This is a genomic window from Bradyrhizobium sp. USDA 3262 (assembly GCF_054060035.1).
Genome location: NZ_JBSSCT010000001.1, coordinates 5,938,450 through 5,958,596 on the forward strand (window position 1 = coordinate 5,938,450; position 20,147 = coordinate 5,958,596).

A 20,147-nucleotide genomic window follows, 5' to 3' on the forward strand; every position below is an offset into this window, starting at 1 on the left:
GTTAATCGGTGGGGTTGACGGACATCGCGGCCACCACCCTTCCCGTCATTCTTTGTTAACCACGAGTGCCGTTAATCGAGGCCGATATTGTCGCGGGATTCCTCACATGCGCGATCTGCGCGCTCCCCTTATTTGCCTGGTCGCTGCGCTCGCGCTGTCGGGCTGCATGGGCCGGACGTCGCCGGTCGCCGGCGACCCCGGCCTCGATTCGATGGCGTATGCCGCGCCCGTGGCCTTTGCCGAGCCCGCGCCGTCGCACGGCGGCTACAATCTCGGCCCCGGCGACAAGCTCCGGGTCGTGGTCTATGGCCAGGAAGGGCTCACCAACTCCTATGCGATCGACGCCGCCGGCGCGATCACCATGCCGCTGATCGGCTCGGTGCCGGCGCGCGGCCGAACGTCTGCCGGGCTTGCCGCCGAGATCACCGCACGGCTGCGCAACGGCTTTATCCGCGAGCCGTCGGTGGCGGTCGAGATCGAGGCCTACCGGCCGTTCTTCATCCTCGGCGAAGTCCAGGCCCCCGGCCAATATCCCTATGTGCCCAACATGACGGTCGAAAGCGCGGTCGCGATCGCCGGCGGCTTCTCGCCGCGCGCCAGGCGCGACGAGGTCACCCTCACCCACACCGATGCATCCGGCGCGGGCCGCTTCGTCGCTCCCCTGGGCACGCCGATCGGCCCCGGCGACACCGTGTTCGTCGGCGAGCGCTGGTTCTGACCGATGGCGCAGGATCAAAATCAGCAACCGCCGCTCCGCATCCTGCATGTCGTCCGTGCCCCGGTCGGCGGCATCATTCGTCATATCCTCGATGTCGCCAACGGCCAGATCGAGCGCGGCCATCATGTCGGCATCGTCGCCGACAGCCTGACCGGCGGCGCGCGGGCCGACGCGGCGCTTGCCGAGATCGAGCCGCGGCTCAAGCTCGGCGTCCGCCGGGTGGCGATACGCCGCGAGCCGCGCTTCGCCGACTTCATGGTCTGGGCCCACATCGCCGGCCTGATCCGCAAACTGAAACCCGATGTCGTGCACGGCCATGGCGCCAAGGCCGGCGCCTATGTCCGGCTGCGGCGGCGCTCGAGCAAGGTGATCCGGGTCTACACGCCGCATGGCGGCTCGCTGCACTACCCGCTCGACACCTGGAAGGGCCGCTTCTACAGCCAGCTCGAGCGCACCCTGATGAACAGCACCGACCTGTTCCTGTTCGAGAGCGCGTTTGCCCGCGACACCTATCAGCGCACCGTCGGCAAGCCGGCGGGCCTCGTGCGCTGCGTGTTCAATGGCGTCACCGCGGAGGAATTCGAACCGGTCCCCCGCGCCGATGATGCCACCGATGTGGCCTATGTCGGCGAGTTCCGGCGCATCAAGGGCGCCGATCTCCTGATCGACGCGGTGGCGAAGCTGCGCGCCGAGGGCAAGCCGGTGACGCTGACGCTCGGCGGTGACGGCGAGGAATTCGAGCGCCTCAAGGAGCAGGTGAAGCGGCTGTCGCTCGGTGAAGCCGTCCGCTTCGTCGGTCACGTCAAGGCGCGCTACGGTTTCTCCAAGGGCAGACTGCTGGTGGTGCCCTCGCGCGGCGATTCGATGCCCTATGTGGTGATCGAGGCCGCAGCCGCCGGCGTTCCGATGATCGCCGCCGATGTCGGCGGCATCCCCGAGATCTTCGATACCCACACCGACGCCCTGTTCGCGCCGAGCAATGCCGGGGCGATGGCCGACGCGATCAAAACCGCGCTGGACAATCCCGCCGCGACCGCGGCGCGCGCCGAGCGACTGCGTGAGCGGATTTCGGAACATTTCTCGCAGGACGCGATGGTCGAAGGTGTGCTGGCCGGCTATCGCGACGCATTTGCCAAACGTTAACCACTTCTTGCACACGTAACCGTTTCTTCCGATTTGTCCCCTTAAGTCACGTCCGGGGGAATTTTCGTGCTGCGCGCGGATGCCCATCTGCGTGCGCAGGAATGGACGTGGACTCGTGGAACCGTTTAACGCACGCTCGATGCTGGATGCCGCTGCGTCTGCGACGGCCGCTCAGCCGCAGATCGAACGGCGCCGGCGCCTCTCGCCGGCTGCGCTCGCCGTCACCAACCAGAAGGTTCGCGGTGCCTACTCGCCGGTCGTGATCGCCGGCGTGGTTCGCCTCGCCGACTTCGTGCTGCTCAGCCTGGTCGGCGTCGGGCTCTATCTCGCCTATGTCAGGCCGCTCGCCGGAGGGGGCATTCACTGGGGATACATCGCATCGATCCTCGGCATGGCGGCTGCCGCCGTGGTCTGCTTCCAGGCCGCCGATATCTACCAGGTGCAGATCTTCCGCGGCCAGCTTCGCCAGATGACGCGCATGATCTCGTCATGGGCCTTCGTGTTCCTGCTGTTCATCGGCATCTCCTTCCTGGTCAAGCTCGGCGGCGAAGTCTCGCGGGTCTGGTTGTCGTCGTTCTTCTGCGTCGGCCTTGCGGTCCTGATCGCCGAACGGCTGCTGCTGCGATCGATGGTGCGCGCCTGGGCGCTTGACGGCCGGCTCGACCGCCGCACCATCATCGTCGGAGCCGACCACAACGGCGAGCAGCTGATCGAGGCGCTGAACGCCGAGGATGATTCCGACATCCATTTGCTCGGCGTGTTCGACGACCGCAATGACGATCGCGCCACCAATACCTGCGCCGGCTCACCGAAACTCGGCAAGATCGATGACATCGTCGAATTCGCCCGCCGCACCCGCGTCGACCTCGTGCTGTTCGCGCTGCCGATCTCGGCGGAGACCCGCATCCTGGAAATGCTGAAGAAGCTCTGGGTGCTGCCGGTCGACATCCGCCTGTCGGCCCATACCAACAAGCTGCGCTTCCACCCCCGTTCCTATTCCTATATCGGCAAGGTGCCGACGCTCGATATGTTCGAGGCCCCGATCACCGACTGGGATCTGGTGCTGAAATGGCTGTTCGACCGCGTGGTCGGCGGCATGGCCCTGCTTGCCGCGCTGCCGGTCTTGGGACTGGTGGCGCTCGCGGTGAAACTCGACAGCCCCGGCCCGGTGCTGTTCCGCCAGAAGCGCTTCGGCTTCAACAATGAGCGGATCGACGTCTACAAATTCCGCTCGCTCTACCATCACCAGGCCGATCCCACCGCCTCCAAGGTGGTGACCAAGAACGATCCGCGCGTCACCCGCGTCGGCCGCTTTATCCGCAAGACCTCGCTCGACGAATTGCCGCAACTGTTCAACGTCGTGCTGAAAGGCAATCTCTCGCTGGTCGGCCCGCGTCCACACGCCGTGCAGAGCAAACTGGAGAACCGCCTGTTCGACGAGGCGGTCGACGGCTACTTCGCCCGCCACCGCGTCAAGCCCGGCATCACCGGCTGGGCGCAGATCAACGGCTGGCGCGGCGAGGTCGACACCGACGAGAAGATCCAGAAGCGCGTCGAATACGACCTCTACTACATCGAAAACTGGTCGGTGCTGTTCGACCTCTACATCCTGCTCAAGACCCCATTCTCGCTGCTGACCAAGAGCGAGAACGCGTACTGAGAACCAACCTACTGTCGTCATTGCGAGCGCAGCGAAGCAATCCAGTTCGCAATTCGGGGATAGGTGGATTGCTTCGTCGCTTCGCTCCTCGCAATGACGAAGCATCTGTTGCGTGTTTTGTACCAAGTTGCGTGAGTATCCGATGGCCTATGCGGCGACAGCCGGGACGTCCCATTCGCTGACATCAGCACCAACGGGCGTGCTGGCGCTGCAGCGGGCGCTGGTGTGGCTGGCCGGCGCGTCCGGCGCCATCGTGTTCATCGAGCCGAGCCCGTATGAGCTCGTCACGCTGACCGCCTGCGTGCTGTTCTTCGCCACGGGCCTGCGCATGCGGCTCGTGTTCATGCCGCTGCTGTTCACATTGATCGTGCTCAATGTCGGCTACAGCATCGGTGCGATACCGTTCCTCGACAAGCCGGAGGTGGTGAACTGGGTGCTCACCTCCTGGTACATGGCCGTCACCGTCATCTTCTTCGCGATGGTGATGTCGGAGGACACCGAAGCCCGCCTCGACATGCTGCGCCGCGGCCTGATCGTCGGCGCGATGATCGCCTCGCTCGCGGGCATCGCCGGCTACTTCCGTCTGGTGCCCGGCGGCTACGATCTGCTAACGCTGTACGATCGCGCCCGCGGCACCTTCAAGGACCCGAACGTGCTCGGCGCCTTCCTGATCCTGCCGGCGCTGTTCACGCTGCAGAGCGTCGTCTCCGACCGCTTCGGCAAGGCGCTCCGCAACGCCATCGCCTTCGGCATCATTTCGCTTGCGATCCTGCTGTCGTTCTCCCGCGCCGCCTGGGGCGGCCTCGTGATCACCGCGGTCTTCATGCTGGCGCTGATGGTGTTCACCAGCCGCTCGCAGGCGCAGCGCTCGCGCATCATCGTGATGACGCTGATCGCCGCGATCCTGGCCGTGGCGCTGATCGCGGTGCTGCTCTCGATCGGCTCGGTCGCCGACATGTTCAAGCAGCGCGCGAGCTTCGACCAGAGCTACGACGAAGGCCGCTTCGGCCGGTTCGGCCGCCACATCCTCGGCGCCCAGATGGCGCTGGAGCTGCCGTTCGGCATCGGGCCGCTGCAATTCCACACCTACTTCCCCGAGGACACCCACAATTCCTATCTCAACGCCTTCATGTCGGGCGGCTGGATCTCCGGCATCTGCTATCCGGCGCTGGTGTTCGTCACCGCGATTATCGGCTTCCGCTACATCTATCTGCGGGTGCCGTGGCAGCGCGACTATCTCGCGGTCTTCTCGGCGTTCCTCGGCTTCGTCGGCGAGAGCTTCATCATCGACACCGACCACTGGCGGCACTTCTGGATGATGCTGGGCACGATGTGGGGCATGTATGCGGCCGCCGAGCGCTATCGCGCGACGTCGGCACGGATCATCGACGAGTCTTCGGCGGCATCTTGAGACTGGCGCGCTGCTCCGGCGGCATGTCGATCACCGCCTTCAACGCTCCGGTCGCTTCCAGCACGCCCTTGTAGCCGTCATTGGCGAAGCGCAGCAGCAAGCGCAGCTCGTCGTCGGTGTAGCCGCTCCACAGCTTGAGCATCGCCTCCTGCATCGGCACGTAGAACTTGCCGATCTCCGCCGCCTTTTCCTCCACAACCGAGATGAAGACCTTGCGGCGGTCGCTCTCGTCTCGCTCGCGGCGCACGTAACCCGCCTTCTCCAGACGATCGACCACGCCGGTGATCGCGCCGGTGGTCAGGCCGGTGACTTCGGCGAGACGGCCGGCGGTCACGCGCCCCTCCAGATGCAGGATGTCCATGCATTCCATGTCGGAGTTGGAGATTCCGGCCATGTTCGCAACGGCTTGGCCGTACATCACGCCCTGCGCCGATGACCGGCGCATCGCCTCCTCGAGTTCCTGCATCAGCGCTGCACGCGACTTCGCACTTGACAAAGCGGCTCCTGTATCTTACTCGCCTTATATCTTAGATACTAAGATAGTTAGCAACTGACCTTTCCTACCCCACACGGATGCATGGAGCAAGGCATGACCTCTCGTCCCCGTAAAGCTCTGATCATCGGCGCCGGCATCGCAGGTCCAGTGACCGCGATGTTCCTGACCCGCGCCGGAATCGAGACCGAGCTCTATGAAGCCTGGCCCTATTCCACCGGGATCGGCGGCGGGCTTCAGATCGCGCCGAACGGCATGCATGTGCTGGCGGAGCTCGGCCTCGCCGACGAGTTGATCCGCAACGGCTCGATCGCGGAGTCCTTCGACTTCTATTCGCAGGGCGGCAAGAAGCTCGGCTCGCTTAATCAGAACATGCAGCAGCGCTTCGGCCAGCCAGCGGTGAACATGTGCCGCGCGACGTTGAACGAGACGCTGATCGACAAGGCCTGGGCCTCCAACGTCTCGGTGTTCTTCGAGAAGAAACTGGTGAAGATCGAAGACCGAGGCGACCAGCCCGTGATCGCCTATTTCAACGACGGCACCACCGCCGAAGGCGATTTCGTGATCGGCGCCGACGGCGTGCACTCGGCGGTGCGGCGCCACGTGATTCCGGATGGGCCGACGCCGTTCGACACCGGGCTGATCGGCTTCGGCGGATTCGTGCCCCGCGCGGTGATCGAGAAGCTGCCGATCGGCCTGAGGGTGGCGACCACGTTCGGGCAGCGCGGCTTCTTCGGCTATGGGATGTGCAGCCCCGATCCGGACACGGGCGCGATGTGGTGGAGCACGCAGCCGTCGCACGGCATGACCGCGGCGGCCTACCGGCTGCAGAGCCAGGACGCGATCAGGCAGCATCTGCGCGATTTCCACGCCGGCTGGCACGCGCCGATCCCCGCGATCATCGAAGCCGCCGAGAATATCGTGGTCACCGACACGCTCGACGTCGCAACGCTACCGACCTGGTCGCGCAAGCGCACACTGTTGATCGGCGACGCCGCGCACGCCACCAGCCCGCATGCCGGCCAGGGCGCATCGCTGGCGCTGGAGGACGCGCTGCGGCTCGGGATCCTGATGCGCGAGGGCCAGGAGTTCGGCATGACGTTCCAGGCCTTCGAGCACGAGCGGCGCCCGCGCGCCGAGAAGATCGTGGCGATCGCCCGCCGCAACGGCAACAGCAAGCGCGAGTTCAGCCCGACCGGCGCCTGGCTGCGCGATCATATCCTGAAGCTGCTGCTGCCGGTGTCGTCCAAGGGCATGGACTTCATGTACGCGTACGATCCGCGGGCGGCGGCGTAGCGCCGGCTGTCATGCCCCGCGAAAGCGGGGCATCCAGTATTCCAGAGACGTTCGTGCTTCAACCGAGAGGCCGCGGAGTACTGGATCGCCCGGTCAAGCCGGGCGATGACGCCGATAGGGACGGCATAAAGTTACTTCTCGACCTCGAATGTCAGCCCGGCGTGATCGACCAGGCGCTTGATGAGCTTGTGCTGCATCGCGGCCCCCGGCGTCCAGAAGCCGGGCGCAACGTCGGGCGTATCGCGCAACAGGCAGATCGCGCATTCCGAGATCATCTTCGAGGTCGAGCCATAGCCGGGATCGCGATCGCCCTTGATGCCGGCGCGGACCATCCGGCCGTCGGGTGCGACCGCGAGATAGAGCAGATCGTAGCGGCCGTTCTCGCGCTCTTCCTTTGACGGGCCCTCGCCCGGCTTCGGCGCGCTTGGGCCGGTCTTCTCGGCATTCAGCGCCATCACGCGCTTGGCGTTGGCCTCGCCCTTCTCGCCCGGGCCGGTCAGGACCATCTCGTCGTAGACGAAGTCCCGTCCGTAGGGAAAGCCCATCAGCATGTTGGAGCGGTGGACGTTGCGCGTATTGATCAGCGCCATCATGAACGGCGCGGTCCAGGAGTGCAGATCCTCCTCGTAGGCCGGCTTGCTGCCGCGCGGCTGCTTCGGACCCTCGAAGCCCGGCGTCAGCGCGAACGGGTTGTTGAGGATCGCAACCAGGCTGAGGTCCTTCGCGACCGCATCGAAAGTCGCCTTGGCGCTCGCCGCGGTACCGCCGGACAGCGTACCGCGCATGTCGCGCACGCGGCCCTTGACGCGCGACGCCGGCGCGCCGAACACCCGCCTCGCTTCCTCCTGGACAAAGAACGCACCGAGCTCGAACGGCACCGAGTCGAAACCGCAGGAGAATACGATGCGCGCGCCGCTCGTCTTCGCGGCGGCTTCGTATTTGTCGATCATCTGCCGCATCCAGACCGGCTCGCCGCAGAGATCGAAATAGTCGGTGCCGCTTTCCACGCAGGCCGCGATCAGCTCGTTGCCATAGAGCTGATACGGTCCGACCGTCGAGATGACCGACTTGGTTTGCGCCAGCATCGCCTTCAGCGAGGCGGCATCGCCGGCATCGGCAACAATCAGCGGCGTGTCGGCGGGCGCGCCGATCCCGTCGCGTACCAAGGCGAGCTTGTCCTTGCTGCGTCCGGCCATCGCCCATTTCAGGCTGCCGTCGCGATAATGCGCCGCGAGATATTCGGCGACGAGCTGGCCTGTGAAGCCGGTCGCACCGTAGACGACGATGTCGAGTTTCGACGAGGACATGGATCAGGCTCCCTGCGCAGCGAATTGGGCGCCCTTTTGTCATCGCGGGCGCGGCGACGCAATCGGCTATTTCTTGTACGATACGCCCATGCCGGCGCGCACGTCGGCCTGGATGCCGTAGGGCGCGATCGGGTAGCGCAGGCCGTTCTTGGCAAGCTGCTTCATGCCGGCGATCGCCTTCACCAGATGGGCCGGCGGCAGCGCCATCAGCATCTCCTCGTCCGGCACGCCGCCATAGCGCCGCTCGGCGAAGCATGGCAGCGACAGGCTCGGCTCGCCGGTCTTCAGCGCCCGCCCCCACGAATCCGCGCAGGCGGTCTCGCCGACCACGCCCCACTCGAACTTCTTGTAGCCGGTATACTGGAGCCCGTTGATCAGGATGATCATCTGTCCCGGCGTCGCATAGACGAGGCAGATGTCGGGCGGATTGAGGCGGCCGCTGGTCAGCGGGCTCACCGCCATCGCCTGGTACCGGCCGTAAGGCACCACATCGAGCGCCTCCTGGCGCTTGCGCGCGTCTTCGGCGGTGCCGTGCCAGACGCCGACATAGTTCTCGCCGGCAAGCCACTTCTCGTCCTGCGGCGCGAGTCCGATCACCGCGCGGCATTGCGCGCCGACCAGATCGTCGCCGGTGATGCCGACGGTCCAGCCGAGTCGCGAGGCCATGCTGACGATCTGGTCCGTCGTGTGGACCGCCGACGGACGGCGGATCTTCGGGATCGCCTCCATCTCCTCGACGCGCGCGAACATCTTGATGCCGATGACCGTGGTCTTCAACCGCAGCAGATTGTTCAGATCGGTGACGATTGCGCCGAGGTCGAACTGTTCCGGCGGTGTCTGCTGTTGCATGGCGTGAACTCCCGTGATCGGCGGCTTGGCGCCGCCTGTTGCGTCGATGTTAGGATTGGCCGTTGGAGGCGACAAGTGCCTGCGGCTCAGCGCGCGGCCGGTCCCGGCAGCAAATCATCGGTTCTGCCGGCCAGATGATAGGCCAGAAGCCCGATCCACTCCCGTGTGCCGAGATCGGTGCGCGACAGGCCCTCGATCGCAAGCGTCGCGAAGCTGAAGACATTGCCGACGCGCCAGTCGACCGGATAGGCCTCGACATTGAATCCCGCCTTGCGGAACAGCCCGACCGAGCGCGGCATGTGGTAGGCCGAGGTGACGAGCAGCCAGCGCTCACCGGGCTTGGGATCGACCAGTGCCCTGGAGAATTCGGCGTTCTCCACCGTGTTGCGGGAGCGGCGCTCGATGATCAATCGCGACCTGGCAATGCCGAGACCCTCGAACATCTCGGCGGCATAGTCGGCTTCGCGCGCATCGTTCGAGATCAGGTTTGCGCTGCCGCCGGTGAACACAAGGCGCGCATTCGGATATCTGCGCGCGAGCGCCGCCGCCGCGATGACGCGATCGGCCGCGCTGCGCACTACCGGCGTGCCATGCGCAACCGACAGATCGGCATCGATCGAGCCGCCGAGCACGATGATGCCGTCCGGCGCGCCGCGCGAGGCGTCCCATGGCGGGAAGCGCTGCTCCAATGTGGAGATCAGGACATTGCCGAGCGGCGAGAAGCCGCAGATCGCGAGCAGCAGCAGCGCGGCGACCATCAACCTGCGGCCGAGGCGCGCAAACCGCGTCAACAGCAGCACGGCGCCGATCACGCCGATGCCGATCAGGAAGTTGATCGGCAGCAGCATGATGCCGAGCGTCTTGGAGAGCACAAAAAACAAGAGAAGCCCCTGAGAAGTTCTGCTACAGCGTCATACGCTGCTGGGAAACCAATCAAAAGCCGTCACATGACCCATCATCATCTGAAGTCGAGCCCCGAAACCTGCCATTGGGGCTTCTTTGAAGCCAAGCTGAAACCGGTTCTGACCGTCGCGAGCGGCGACGAGATCACGATCGAGACCGTCAGCGGCGGCCCGGACGTGGTGCCCGACCGCGGCAAATTCTTCGTTCCGCCGGAGCTCGACGACATCCATGCCAAGTGCGAGCGGATGGTACCCGGACACATTCTGACCGGGCCGATCGCGGTTGCCGGCGCCGAACCCGGCGACGTGCTCGAGGTCGATATTCTCGACGTTCAGCTGCGACAGGACTGGGGTTACAATCTGATCAAGCCATTGTCCGGCACCCTGCCCGACGATTTCCACGAGACACGCGTCCTCAACATCCCGCTCGATCGCGGGCGCATGGTCGGCCGCATGCCCTGGGGGCTCGATCTGCCGCTCAAGCCGTTCTTCGGCGTGATGGGCGTGTCGCCGCCGCCGGCCTGGGGCCGCATCTCCTCGCTGATCCCGCGCGCGATGGGCGGAAATCTCGACAACAAGGAGCTCGGCGCCGGCGCCAAGCTCTATCTGCCGGTGTTCGTTCCGGGCGCGCTGTTCTCCTGCGGCGACGGCCATGGCGTGCAGGGCGACGGCGAGGTCTGCGTCACCGCGATCGAGACCGCGCTGACCGGCCGCTTCCGCCTCACACTGCGCAAGGATATCAAGCTCGCCTATCCGCGCGCAGAGACCGCCGATCATTACATGACCATGGCGATGGATCCCGATCTCGACCAGTGCGTGGTGCGGGCGCTACGCGACATGATCGTGCTGCTCGGCGAGAAGCGCAATCTGTCGCGTGAGGACGCCTACACGCTGTGCAGTCTGGCCGCCGACCTGCGCGTGACGCAGACGGTCAACGGCTCCAAGGGCATCCACTGCATGATCGCCAAATCCGTGGTCCACGGCTAGCCGCCCGCGTCATTCCGGAGCGATGCGCAGCATCGAATCCGGAATCTCGAGATTGGCTTGCACGCTCAACAACCTTGAGATTCCGGGTTCTCGCTTCGCGAGCCCCGGAATGACCAATAGCCGCACTTGTGTTCCGCGAGTACGGCTCGATACAATCCCCGTCCCAACGAACAAGAATGGACGGGGACGGATATGCTGAAGGACAGGCTTTCGCCGGCCGACGAGGCTGCGCGCGACAGGGAGATGCAGGAGACGCTCGCCGCCTGCCCGCGCATCCTCGACCTCATTGCCCGCGGCCCGCAGGGTGCGCCGGACGCTGAAGCCGCGATCTATCTGCGCTCGCCGCTCGATCCCGACCCGGTCGTGATCTCGAACGATCATTTGATGGGCTGCATCAAGGCCGCTGAAACCTATTTCCGTAAGCACGGCATCGGCAAGGACGATGCGGTGGCTGTCCTGCTCCCGGCGTGCCCTGCGACCGTCGTCGCGATCTTCGGCGCTGCCGCCTGCGGTGTCGCCGAGCCGCTCAACCTGCTGTTCACGCGCGAGGCAATCGTCGCCCAGCTCAATGCGATCAACGCAAAGCTGTTGCTGGCGCCGCCGCCGGGCATGCCGGGCGGGCTCTATGAGAGGGTCGAGGGCCTGCAGCGCGAGGTGCCGTCCCTGAAGCGCGTCGTGATCGTGCCGCTCGACGGCAGCATCGCCTTCGACGGCGAGGTGCTGCGGCCTGATCCCGCCTGGCGCGACGACTACGGCAGGTCCAAGGACATGAGCGAGGCCGACCGCGTCGCCGTGATGCTGCCGACTGGCGGCACCACCGGCCACCCCAAGGTGGCGCGGCTCACCAATCGCGCGATGGTCGCCTCCACGGTATCCTCGCGGATGGCGCTCGATTTCCATCGCGGCGAGCGCGCGATGATCACGATGCCGCTGTTCCATGTCGGCGGCCTGTTCTGCACCACGGCCAATTCCCTGGCGGCCGGCACGACGATGGTCATCCCCGGCCCCACCGGCGCGCGCGATCCGGCGCTGGTCCGGCACTTCTGGCAGATCATCGAGAAGTACCGCATCAACATCGCCGGCAACGTGCCGACGATACTCGGCGCCCTCGCCGACATCCCGGTCGCGGACAGCGACATCTCGACCTTGCGTGTCACTGCCACCGGCGCCTCGATCTGCCCACCGGAGATCGAGCGGCGTTATCTTGCGACCTGGGGCGGCCCCTGCATCCAGCAGCTCTACGGCATGACCGAACTTGCCGGCGCCATCACTCACGATGTGCACGGCGTGAAGCCGCGTGCCGAGAGCGTCGGCACCCGCAATCCGCTGGTCGAGCTTGCGATCCTCGACGGCGGCAAGCTCCACACCGGGCCGTGGCCCTCGCCGGTCGGCGAACTGCTGACCAGGGGCCCGCAGGTGTTCGCCGGCTATGTCGACAAGAAGCAGACCGAGGAGGCGTTCCGCGACGGCTGGCTGCGCACCGGCGACATCTGCCGGATCGATGCCGACGGCTTCGTCTACATCATGGGCCGCGCCAAGGACGTCATCATCCGCGGCGGCCACAACATCGATCCGCGCGCGATCGAGGACGCCGCGCTGGCCTTTCCGGGCGTGGCGCTTGCCGCGGCCGTCGGACGTCCCGACACCTACGCCGGCGAAGTGCCGATGCTGTTCGTCTCGGCGCAGCCCGGCTCCCATATCGATCCGAACGCGCTCGCCGCCTTCGTGCAGGACAACATCCTGGAGCCGCCCGCGCGCCCGCGCGTGGTGTCGGTGATTCCGGAGATGCCGGTCACGCCGGTCGGCAAGATCTTCAAGCCGAAGCTGCGCGAGATCGCCGCCGGCGAGGCCGCGCGCGAACTGCTGGCGCTGGAAGGATTGTCCGGCGTGGTCAGTGTCGAGGCGGTCACCGATCCGTCCCGCGGGCTGTACCTGAGTGTGAGCGCGCCTCCGGACAAGGCCGAGACCGCTGAGCGGCTTCTCAAGAAGTTCCCGGTCAAGGTCGAGTTACGGTCCTAACACCCTCATTATTCAAGACAATCTGACTACAATACCGCGCCGGAACTGGGCTCCGGCGCGGCAGGACGCGGCCGCCCGTATTTTGCGGTCTATGGCTTGACGGACCGTCATACTCCTAAATAGACTCTAAATAGATACTTTCCAGTACAGGCGTTCAGGGTTAAGCGTTTCACCATGGCTACGGAAAAGGCCGAAACCGACCGCGTCCCGGTCACGCTGGCGCTCTCGACCATCGGATACCTCGAGAAGCTGGTGAGACAGGGCACCCACGGCACGAGCGTCCCGGGCGTCGCACGGACATTGATCGAGGAAGGCATTCGGCTCGCCATCAAGGACGGGTTGCTTGCAATCCGCGACAACGGCCGCACGCCCTAGAGCATGATCCGGAAAAGTGGAGACCGGTTTTCCGAAGAGATCATGCTCAAAAGGGGATGAGATCACGGCGCGATCGCTTGTCATCGCGTGGTGAGCTCAGGCGTGTGCCGGCGCGGCGGTTCAACACAGAACGTGGAACCGTCAGATGATTGCCATCGAACCAACCTGGACGCCGGAGCGCGTCGACCAACTCAAGATCTACTTTGAAGCCGGCCTCTCCTGCCGCGATATCGCCGTCAATATCGGCGTCAGCCGCAATGCGGTGATCGGCAAGCTGTCGCGGCTGAACCTCACGCGCGCGACGCCGGACGAACGCCGGGCCCGGCGCAAGAAATCCGCCGCGCACGCCGCGCAGCGGGCGACCGCCAAGCAGCAGCTCAGGTTGCTTCAGGCGGTCTACGAGCAGCCCTGCGACGATGCACCCATCGTCAGCGCCAACAATTGCTCGCTGTTCGAGCTCAGCGAGCAGCGCTGCCGCTGGCCGATCAGCACCCCGGGCGCCGATGATTTCTGCTTCTGCGGCAACACGCCGCTCGGCGGCATGCCCTATTGCTCGGGGCATTACCGCCTCGCTTATCAGGCGGGCTCGCGCCAGCGCGCGATGCGCGGCTAGCCCTGAGTGAAGCCGTCCCGCACGCGATGCGGGACGGTCGCTCAGCCGACCTTCCAGCCGGTTGCCGCTACGATGTTCTGGTAGAACTCCGGCGTGTAGGCCTGTTCCGGAGTCTTGCGCACGCGCTCGTCGAGCAGATGCGCATCGTCACCGACCAGAATGCGCCAGCGCTCGGCCTTCACGCCGTCAAGGATGATCTTGGCGGCGGCCGCCGCCGAGGTCGGCGCCTCGTCGCGGAAAATGCGATCGCGGTCGAGCGCAAGCTGCTGGATATCGGCATCCGACATTTTGGCAACGTCGATGCCCTGCCCCTTCAGGCGTTGACGCGCTTGCGTCAGTTCGTCAGCGGTGAGGTGATCGGAGCTGGTGCCGAGCTGCACCTTGCGCGAATTCGACACGATCGAGGTGCCGATGTGACCGGGCATCACGACCGAGCACTTCACATGCGGTGCATTGAGGCGGAGATCGTTGATCATCGCCTCGGTGAATCCCTTCACGGCAAATTTCGCCGCGCTGTAGGCGGTGTGCGACACGCCCATGCCGACCGAGGCCCAGAAACCGTTGACGCTCGAGGTGTTGACGATGTGCGCCTCGTCGGCCTTCACCAACAGCGGCAGGAAGGTGCGGACGCCGAGATAGACGCCGCCCCAACAGATGTTGAAGGTGCGCTCCCACTGCTCGCGCGTGTTGCTGAACAGACTGCCGCCGCCACCGATGCCGGCATTGTTGATCAGCAGGTGGATCTTGTCGGTCGCCTGCTGCTCGATCAGCTCATCGCGAAAGCGCTTGTAGTGATCCTCGATCGAGACGTCGGCAATGTGGGTCGTGATGCGCAGGCCCTGCGGCAGCTTCTCGACCTCGCAGAGTCGCTTGGTCTCGGCCATCGCCTCGGCCGAGACGTCGCACATCGCGACATTGCAGCCCTCGGCAACGAGCTGCCGTGCCAGCTCGCGCCCCATGCCCGTGCCGCCACCGGTGATGACGGCGATCTTTCCTGCAAAATCCTTCATGTGAGATCCGTTCCTTCCTTCCCTTATTTTTCTTGCCCTGTTCTTCTTTGTTTCGGCCGGAGCGCGGATCGCAGTCCTAACCGCTTGGCTGCGGCACCTTACATCACCGAATTGTCGCCCAGCAACGGCGCCGCCTCACGCGCAAGTGAGCCGCGTGCAGCAAATTGAAGCGGCGGCCGCGTAACGAGATCATTCCGCGTTGCGAACAATCCGACATCGACACTCGGAGACGATGATCGTGCACATCCTGAACAGATTGGTCGCGACAACGCTGATGGCGATCGCGGCCGGAATTTCCACCGCGGCCGCTGCCGCCGAGGTAACTCCAGCGAAGCAGCGCGACAGCACCTGCGCAGATGGACCACGTTGATCGCAGAGCGCGGCGCGCGGCGTCGCACAGCGCGGGATCGTCATAGGCGGAGCTCTGACAATGCTGGGATCGCGTCGCCCGAATTCGAATACTGGTTTGCGAAGCGCGTGAGCCTCACGCGATGATCGCGTGCATGTTGGCGGCAGGCCACGCCGCGTCATGATGCGGCCCGCGCTATTCGGCGGTCTCGATGCGCACGGATGCGCGCCGCCGCAGGACGCCTGCACCCGCGCTCAGGGCCAGCTTGAACAGGCCGCGCCACGAGAAATCGATGATCACCTCATGGTGCCGCAATCCCTTGCCGCCCTTCACCAGACCGAGATCCCGGATCAGGCAATAGTGGCCGCTGCTCATGCGCGCCAGGCGGCTGTTCTTGAAGCGTCCCATGAATGGCGAGAATGCACTGCGGATCGATTCCGTCAAATCTTGACGGCGTCGAATCGGCAAGGCGAAGGCAACCCGATCGCCAGCCGCAGCTTGCGCGGGCCGCGCGCCACCATCGTCGACGCCGGCTGGGCCCTTGAATCAAAAACCTCCGGCAGGGCATTGCCGGAGGTTTGGGAGGCTTAGCAGCTAGCTAAGAGCCATCATTCAATGTGTTGGCCGTGGCGTATATAGTTTAGTAGATCAGGTAAGTAAATAAGTTTGCGGCTAATGAATCGCATGGCTCGTCTTCGTCGTTCGCGTGGACCGAAATGACGCAGCTCAGCTCTTCTCGGAATCTTCCGCAAACAAAAAACCCCGGCAGTTGCCTGCCGGGGTTCTGTTGGATCGTGATCAGACCAACCGGAATTACCAGTTGCGCTGAGCGCGGAAGAGCATCTGGACAGTGTCCTGATCCTTCAGCTCGTAGGTCGCGGTCGGCTTGCCGATAGCAGTCGACGACGTGGTGATGATGCCGGCATACTTCTGATCGAGGTGCGAGTAGGTCACGTCGGCCGAGAAGGTCAGGTTCTTGACCGGGGTCCAACGGGTGATCACGCCGATCTGCGCGATGTTGTAGTCGGGGTTGCAGGCGGTCACGCCAGCGCCGCCAGCGAATGCGGCACGGAACGAACCACCGACGCCACCAACGCCGCAGATGAGCGACTTAGCCGCGTCGTTGTACGAGACAGCGGCGAACGCACCGTACAAGCTGGTGTTCCAGTAGGGATCCCAGTTGTGGGTGTACGCACCGCGCATACCCCAGGTCTTGATGGACTGCTGCTGACCGCCGGGGCCGAACACCGTGTCGGGTGCCGTTCCGAAGCCAACGCTGCCATAGACGCCCGGCAGGCTCGAACCGCCGAAGATGGCGATCGAGCTGGCCTGGCTGGCCAGTTCCTGGATGTTGTAACGGGTCGCACCGTCGGTGTAGACGCCCTGGATGTTGATGGTGTCGCCGGGTCCGGTCGGGATGTTCTTGATCGACAGGGCCAACGCACCAGCCCAACCCCACTTGTCGTCGGGATGACCGGTCAACTCGGTGCCGCCGTAGTAGGCAGCGTGGTTGTCATGCGCGGCGACCGACGCCTGGAAGATACCCCAAGCCTGGTCGACCTTGAGCGAAGCGACGAAGTCCGGAGCGATCGTGCCGGCGTAGTCGCTGGAGCCGTACGCACCACCGACACCGAGGTTGTTCACGCCAGCCTGCATGTAGGCAACCTGGTCCTGCGCCGACAGAGCGAGCGACACGCCGTTGCCGAACTGCGCGGTGTAGGTGAACTGGTTGATGCCGTTGGTGGTGTTCACGCCACCGACGAGCGCGTCGTAGTTGTTGCCCGGATAACCGTTCCAGGGGGCAGCGAACTGCGAAACCGCCTTACCCATCGTGAAGCCGGCGAACTGGATGAAGGCATAGTAGACGCCGACCGTACCGGCAGCCACGTTGCCCGAACCTGCGTTGTTCGGCGCAGAAGACGAGCCGATCGCCGAGTACACGGTCGAGCCGTTGCCCTGGCCGGCATAGGTGTCGGACGTCCAGGTGAACACCGCATCGAAATAGGTGCGGACCACGCCGTATTCGGTCGCGGTGCGCGTATCGATGTTGAAGTCTTCACGCGAACGCCAGGTGTAGCCGTTCGTGAAACGGTTGTTGGCACCGCTGGCGCCGTTGTAGTTCGCGCCGTACACGCTGTTGCCGTTCACCACGACGTCAGCACGCACATAGCCGCCCAGCTTGATGCAGGTGTCGGTGCCGGGGATGTAGTAGAAGCCCGGACCGTAAAGCGAGCAAACCTTCACGTACTCGACCGCTTTGGCCTTGACGGGAAGATCGGCCGCCTGTGCCCCGCCGACCGCGACCAGCGCAGCCGTCGAGCCCAGGATAAGGCTCTTCAAATTCATATTAAACCTCCAAGTTGCTCATATGCGGAGAGTCCGAGGCCGCGAGCGCCCCGTGATCCTCCCGCATTGTCCAAGACCGTTTTCCCCAAACCCCGCACCCTCAGATCAATCTGTGGTGTGCGACGGACTTGAACGATCACCGCAACGGGACGATCGAGATTCCCCTACCGCCGGGTTCAATATGCATTGGCGAGTTCGCCAATCAAAATAGTTTATAAAGTCAGGAATGCGAATGCGGCCACACTGTGTCTCGCCGGCAACGCTGCCTGTAAGCCCTTTGCTTACCTGAGAAAACTTGTCACACCCCAAATAGTCCAACCGTCACAAGGCCATCATAATTACTTTACGTTCACTTGCGTTCGTTGGCGGCTTGCGAGAAAAAACGTACTGCAGCGCAGAAAACAAGAAATAAATCAGCACAAAGCTGAGTCGGCGCCCGAGGGAAGAGGAAGCTGTGTCAGTGACAAGGAAGGATACGACGCGCCAGCGCGCCATCGAACATCTCGACATCATCAAGCGATTCACGCTCGAGATTTCCGCCATCAACTCGCATCTGGAGCGCGTCCGTCAGTTCTGGGGCAAGTCGCTTGGCGTCAGCGGTCCGCAATGGATGATTCTCATCGCGATCTCGGATCTCGACAAGGATGACGGCGTGCCGATCAACGTGGTGTCGAAGCTGCTGCACGTCGATCCGTCGTTCGTGACCACGCAGTCCAAGCTGCTCGAGCAGAAGGAGCTGCTGCGGCGCGCGCCCTCCCCGGCCGATGCGCGCGTGGTCCGGCTGTCGCTGACCGACAAGACCAAAAAGCACCTCGCGGGCCTCGCCGAACAGCACAAGGCGTTCAAGAAAACCGTCTTCGAGGAGTTCAGCGAGCCTGAGCTGGCCGAGTTCACGGCCAAGCTTTCGATGCTCACCAACCGCCTGGAAAAGGCCTGCCTGATTGTTGCGATGGAGGCCGAGGCCTGAAGCGACCGGCTCTGCTGCGGACAGGACGACTGGCAACCGGCACGGTCGCGCGCTCACCTTGCGAAGCGTACGATGCGGAGACTTAGCGGTGTCCGCGCCCCGGCGACTGGAACGCCAGGAAGGCGAGAACGCTCAGCAGTGCAGCCCAGACCAGGAAGTGTTCAGCAATCACGTTGGCCCCCCATTTTGCCCCTCAATGGAAAGCATGAAACGGGCCAAGCCGCGGTCGATCCGTGAATGGGCCATGGAAAAGGAGCCCCGGCGCTGACGGCCGGGGCCCCGAAAAACTTACAGTCTAACTATCTGGATCTGGTCGAGCTGCCTCCGGTCATCCCGGTGCCCGTCCCCGTCGTCTGCCCAGGGGCGTAGCCAGAGGCCCCTGGGCTCCCGGCTTTCGATCCTCGCGCCTGCATCTTGTGCCCGGCTGCATAGCCCGAAGCGCCGGGACTGCCCTTCTTGGAGCCCTTCTTCTGCATTTCGTGTCCGGGTGATTTGCTCGAAACACCCTGTGCAAAAGCAACCGGGGTGGAAGCCATCAGGCATGCCGCGGAAAGGACGATGATTGCGTGCTTCATTTTGTCCTCCAAAATGCGCCCCGCAACTAACCGACTGAAATCAGTGACGTTCCATGAACGCTTGTTCATCGACACGACAGCCGCCGATGCGATCGGCTTGCTGCTGCCTCTTCAACGAGCGTTTGCTCAATATTGACGGCAGCGTGTTGGCTTCCGCGCACAGCTTTCCGCGACTGGCGAACAGCATCGGCAACCAATCGCAAGCCGGCGGCGAGCGATGCGCGTCCGCTTCAAACCATCACCGAACGAATTTTGAGAAAATGGTCGGAGCGAGAGGATTTGAACCTCCGACCCCTAGTCTCCCAGACTAGTGCGCTAACCGGGCTGCGCCACGCTCCGATGCCGTTCCATTAGCTGCGATCCTGCGTTCGCGCAAGGCGGGGCAGGCTCTCAAAGACTGTATTCCGAGGTCGGTTCCCTTAGCAGGCGTCCTTGCCTTAGCCGTCCTTCATCGCCGCGTCGATCATCTGCCGGCAGGCGACCAGCTCCTGCAGCACGCGTTCGAGCCGCTCCCGATCGACTGACGGAACGGAGGGACGAACCGGCGGCGCGGCGGGCGCCTTGCCCGGCTGGGCGTGCGCCTTGTAGGTCGACAGGATCGGATCCTCGTCGGGATCGACGAATCGGTAGTCGATCCCCTTCTCGTCGCCATCGCCCTCCTCGCCGTCGAAATCGAGGCCGTCGCTGCTCTCGAGGTCGTCGGGCTCGGCCATGCTGTTGCCGACGGCTTCCTCGACCGCGCCGAACGAGACCGCCGCGGTCTGGTCGGCGATGCCCTGCACCGACTTGATGCCGTGCTCCTTCAGGATCCGCTGCACGCCGCGGATGGTGTAGCCCTCGCCGTACAGCAGCCGGCGGATGCCCTTGAGCAGGTCGACGTCGTCGGGGCGATAATAGCGGCGTCCGCCGCTGCGCTTCATCGGCTTGATCTGCGCGAAGCGCGTTTCCCAGAATCTCAGCACATGCTGGGGAATATCGAGTTCATCAGCGACCTCGCTGATGGTACGGAACGCATCCGGCGCCTTGTCCAAATGCCCGCTCCTCTGGCTTCAATGCCTGGAGCCTTTTCCGTTCCAATTGAATCGGAACGGGGCTCCGGATTCTAGTTTTGCCGCGTTTTCTTCACG

General features: G+C 64.3%; 19 protein-coding genes and 1 tRNA gene. 10 read left to right on the plus strand and 10 right to left on the minus strand.

Annotation, left to right across the window (positions count from 1 at the left end):
• The first annotated feature begins 106 nt into the window (after window positions 1-106).
• The 4 genes from ACVWYP_RS27835 (at window position 107) to ACVWYP_RS27850 (ending at window position 4,932) form a co-directional block, all read left to right on the plus strand.
• Window positions 107-718, plus strand: coding sequence for a polysaccharide biosynthesis/export family protein (locus tag ACVWYP_RS27835; protein WP_304495598.1), 612 nt, complete (start codon window positions 107-109; stop codon window positions 716-718).
• A gap of 3 nt (window positions 719-721) precedes the next feature.
• Window positions 722-1,861, plus strand: a complete 1,140-nt coding sequence (locus ACVWYP_RS27840; RefSeq protein ID WP_304495599.1) for a glycosyltransferase family 4 protein — start codon at window positions 722-724, stop codon at window positions 1,859-1,861.
• 115 nt (window positions 1,862-1,976) lie between these two features.
• Window positions 1,977-3,521: an undecaprenyl-phosphate glucose phosphotransferase gene (locus ACVWYP_RS27845; protein WP_304495600.1), complete on the plus strand. Its 1,545-nt coding sequence runs from the start codon at window positions 1,977-1,979 to the stop codon at window positions 3,519-3,521.
• A gap of 142 nt (window positions 3,522-3,663) precedes the next feature.
• Window positions 3,664-4,932: an O-antigen ligase family protein gene (locus ACVWYP_RS27850; RefSeq protein ID WP_028340197.1), complete on the plus strand. Its 1,269-nt coding sequence runs from the start codon at window positions 3,664-3,666 to the stop codon at window positions 4,930-4,932.
• On the opposite strand, the gene ACVWYP_RS27855 is transcribed toward ACVWYP_RS27850, so the two are convergent.
• Window positions 4,904-5,398, minus strand: a complete 495-nt coding sequence (locus tag ACVWYP_RS27855; RefSeq protein WP_155258446.1) for a MarR family transcriptional regulator — start codon at window positions 5,396-5,398, stop codon at window positions 4,904-4,906. The genes ACVWYP_RS27850 and ACVWYP_RS27855 overlap by 29 nt on opposite strands.
• 123 nt (window positions 5,399-5,521) lie before the next feature.
• On the opposite strand from ACVWYP_RS27855, the gene ACVWYP_RS27860 reads away from it, so the two are divergent.
• Window positions 5,522-6,721: an FAD-dependent oxidoreductase gene (locus ACVWYP_RS27860; RefSeq protein ID WP_304495601.1), complete on the plus strand. Its 1,200-nt coding sequence runs from the start codon at window positions 5,522-5,524 to the stop codon at window positions 6,719-6,721.
• 131 nt (window positions 6,722-6,852) lie between these two features.
• Here ACVWYP_RS27860 and ACVWYP_RS27865 read toward each other — a convergent pair whose 3' ends face one another.
• The 3 genes from ACVWYP_RS27865 to ACVWYP_RS27875 form a co-directional block, all read right to left on the minus strand.
• Window positions 6,853-8,028 carry a saccharopine dehydrogenase family protein gene (locus ACVWYP_RS27865; protein ID WP_304495602.1) on the minus strand — a complete coding sequence of 392 codons (1,176 nt, stop codon included), beginning with the start codon at window positions 8,026-8,028 and terminating at the stop codon, window positions 6,853-6,855.
• Window positions 8,029-8,094: 66 nt separating this feature from the next.
• A complete protein-coding gene (locus ACVWYP_RS27870) occupies window positions 8,095-8,877 on the minus strand; it encodes a DUF169 domain-containing protein (protein ID WP_304495603.1) in 783 nt (260 codons plus the stop codon).
• Window positions 8,878-8,963: 86 nt separating this feature from the next.
• A complete protein-coding gene (locus ACVWYP_RS27875) occupies window positions 8,964-9,758 on the minus strand; it encodes a YdcF family protein (RefSeq protein ID WP_028340202.1) in 795 nt (264 codons plus the stop codon).
• Window positions 9,759-9,824: 66 nt separating this feature from the next.
• Between ACVWYP_RS27875 and ACVWYP_RS27880 the strand changes: the two genes are divergently transcribed.
• The 4 genes from ACVWYP_RS27880 to ACVWYP_RS27895 all read left to right on the plus strand — a co-directional run bounded on the left by ACVWYP_RS27880 (window position 9,825) and on the right by ACVWYP_RS27895 (window position 13,773).
• Complete coding sequence (locus ACVWYP_RS27880; RefSeq protein WP_028340203.1) at window positions 9,825-10,766, plus strand: acetamidase/formamidase family protein; 942 nt, start codon at window positions 9,825-9,827, stop codon at window positions 10,764-10,766.
• Between the two features lie 192 nt (window positions 10,767-10,958).
• Window positions 10,959-12,785: an AMP-binding protein gene (locus ACVWYP_RS27885; RefSeq protein WP_304495604.1), complete on the plus strand. Its 1,827-nt coding sequence runs from the start codon at window positions 10,959-10,961 to the stop codon at window positions 12,783-12,785.
• Window positions 12,786-12,959: 174 nt separating this feature from the next.
• The gene (locus ACVWYP_RS27890) at window positions 12,960-13,160 is read left to right on the plus strand and encodes a hypothetical protein (protein WP_016844973.1); all 201 of its coding nucleotides are present in this window, start codon (window positions 12,960-12,962) and stop codon (window positions 13,158-13,160) included.
• 145 nt (window positions 13,161-13,305) lie between these two features.
• Complete coding sequence (locus ACVWYP_RS27895; RefSeq protein WP_304495605.1) at window positions 13,306-13,773, plus strand: GcrA family cell cycle regulator; 468 nt, start codon at window positions 13,306-13,308, stop codon at window positions 13,771-13,773.
• Window positions 13,774-13,814: 41 nt separating this feature from the next.
• Here ACVWYP_RS27895 and ACVWYP_RS27900 read toward each other — a convergent pair whose 3' ends face one another.
• The 3 genes from ACVWYP_RS27900 to ACVWYP_RS27910 form a co-directional block, all read right to left on the minus strand.
• Window positions 13,815-14,783, minus strand: a complete 969-nt coding sequence (locus ACVWYP_RS27900; RefSeq protein ID WP_304495606.1) for an SDR family oxidoreductase — start codon at window positions 14,781-14,783, stop codon at window positions 13,815-13,817.
• A 544-nt stretch (window positions 14,784-15,327) separates the two neighbouring features.
• Entirely contained in the window at window positions 15,328-15,507 is a 180-nt protein-coding gene (locus ACVWYP_RS27905) for a hypothetical protein (RefSeq protein ID WP_304500318.1), read from the minus strand.
• A 438-nt stretch (window positions 15,508-15,945) separates the two neighbouring features.
• Window positions 15,946-17,478, minus strand: coding sequence for a porin (locus ACVWYP_RS27910; protein ID WP_016844978.1), 1,533 nt, complete (start codon window positions 17,476-17,478; stop codon window positions 15,946-15,948).
• A gap of 454 nt (window positions 17,479-17,932) precedes the next feature.
• Between ACVWYP_RS27910 and ACVWYP_RS27915 the strand changes: the two genes are divergently transcribed.
• Window positions 17,933-18,445, plus strand: a complete 513-nt coding sequence (locus ACVWYP_RS27915) for a MarR family winged helix-turn-helix transcriptional regulator (protein WP_304495607.1) — start codon at window positions 17,933-17,935, stop codon at window positions 18,443-18,445.
• Between the two features lie 615 nt (window positions 18,446-19,060).
• Here the strand turns inward: ACVWYP_RS27915 and ACVWYP_RS27920 are convergent.
• The 3 genes from ACVWYP_RS27920 to ACVWYP_RS27930 form a co-directional block, all read right to left on the minus strand.
• Window positions 19,061-19,207, minus strand: a complete 147-nt coding sequence (locus tag ACVWYP_RS27920; protein WP_155258434.1) for a hypothetical protein — start codon at window positions 19,205-19,207, stop codon at window positions 19,061-19,063.
• A gap of 74 nt (window positions 19,208-19,281) precedes the next feature.
• Window positions 19,282-19,359, minus strand: a tRNA-Pro gene (locus ACVWYP_RS27925).
• 98 nt (window positions 19,360-19,457) lie between these two features.
• The gene (locus ACVWYP_RS27930) at window positions 19,458-20,051 is read right to left on the minus strand and encodes a MerR family transcriptional regulator (RefSeq protein ID WP_018271909.1); all 594 of its coding nucleotides are present in this window, start codon (window positions 20,049-20,051) and stop codon (window positions 19,458-19,460) included.
• Window positions 20,052-20,147 lie beyond the last annotated feature (96 nt).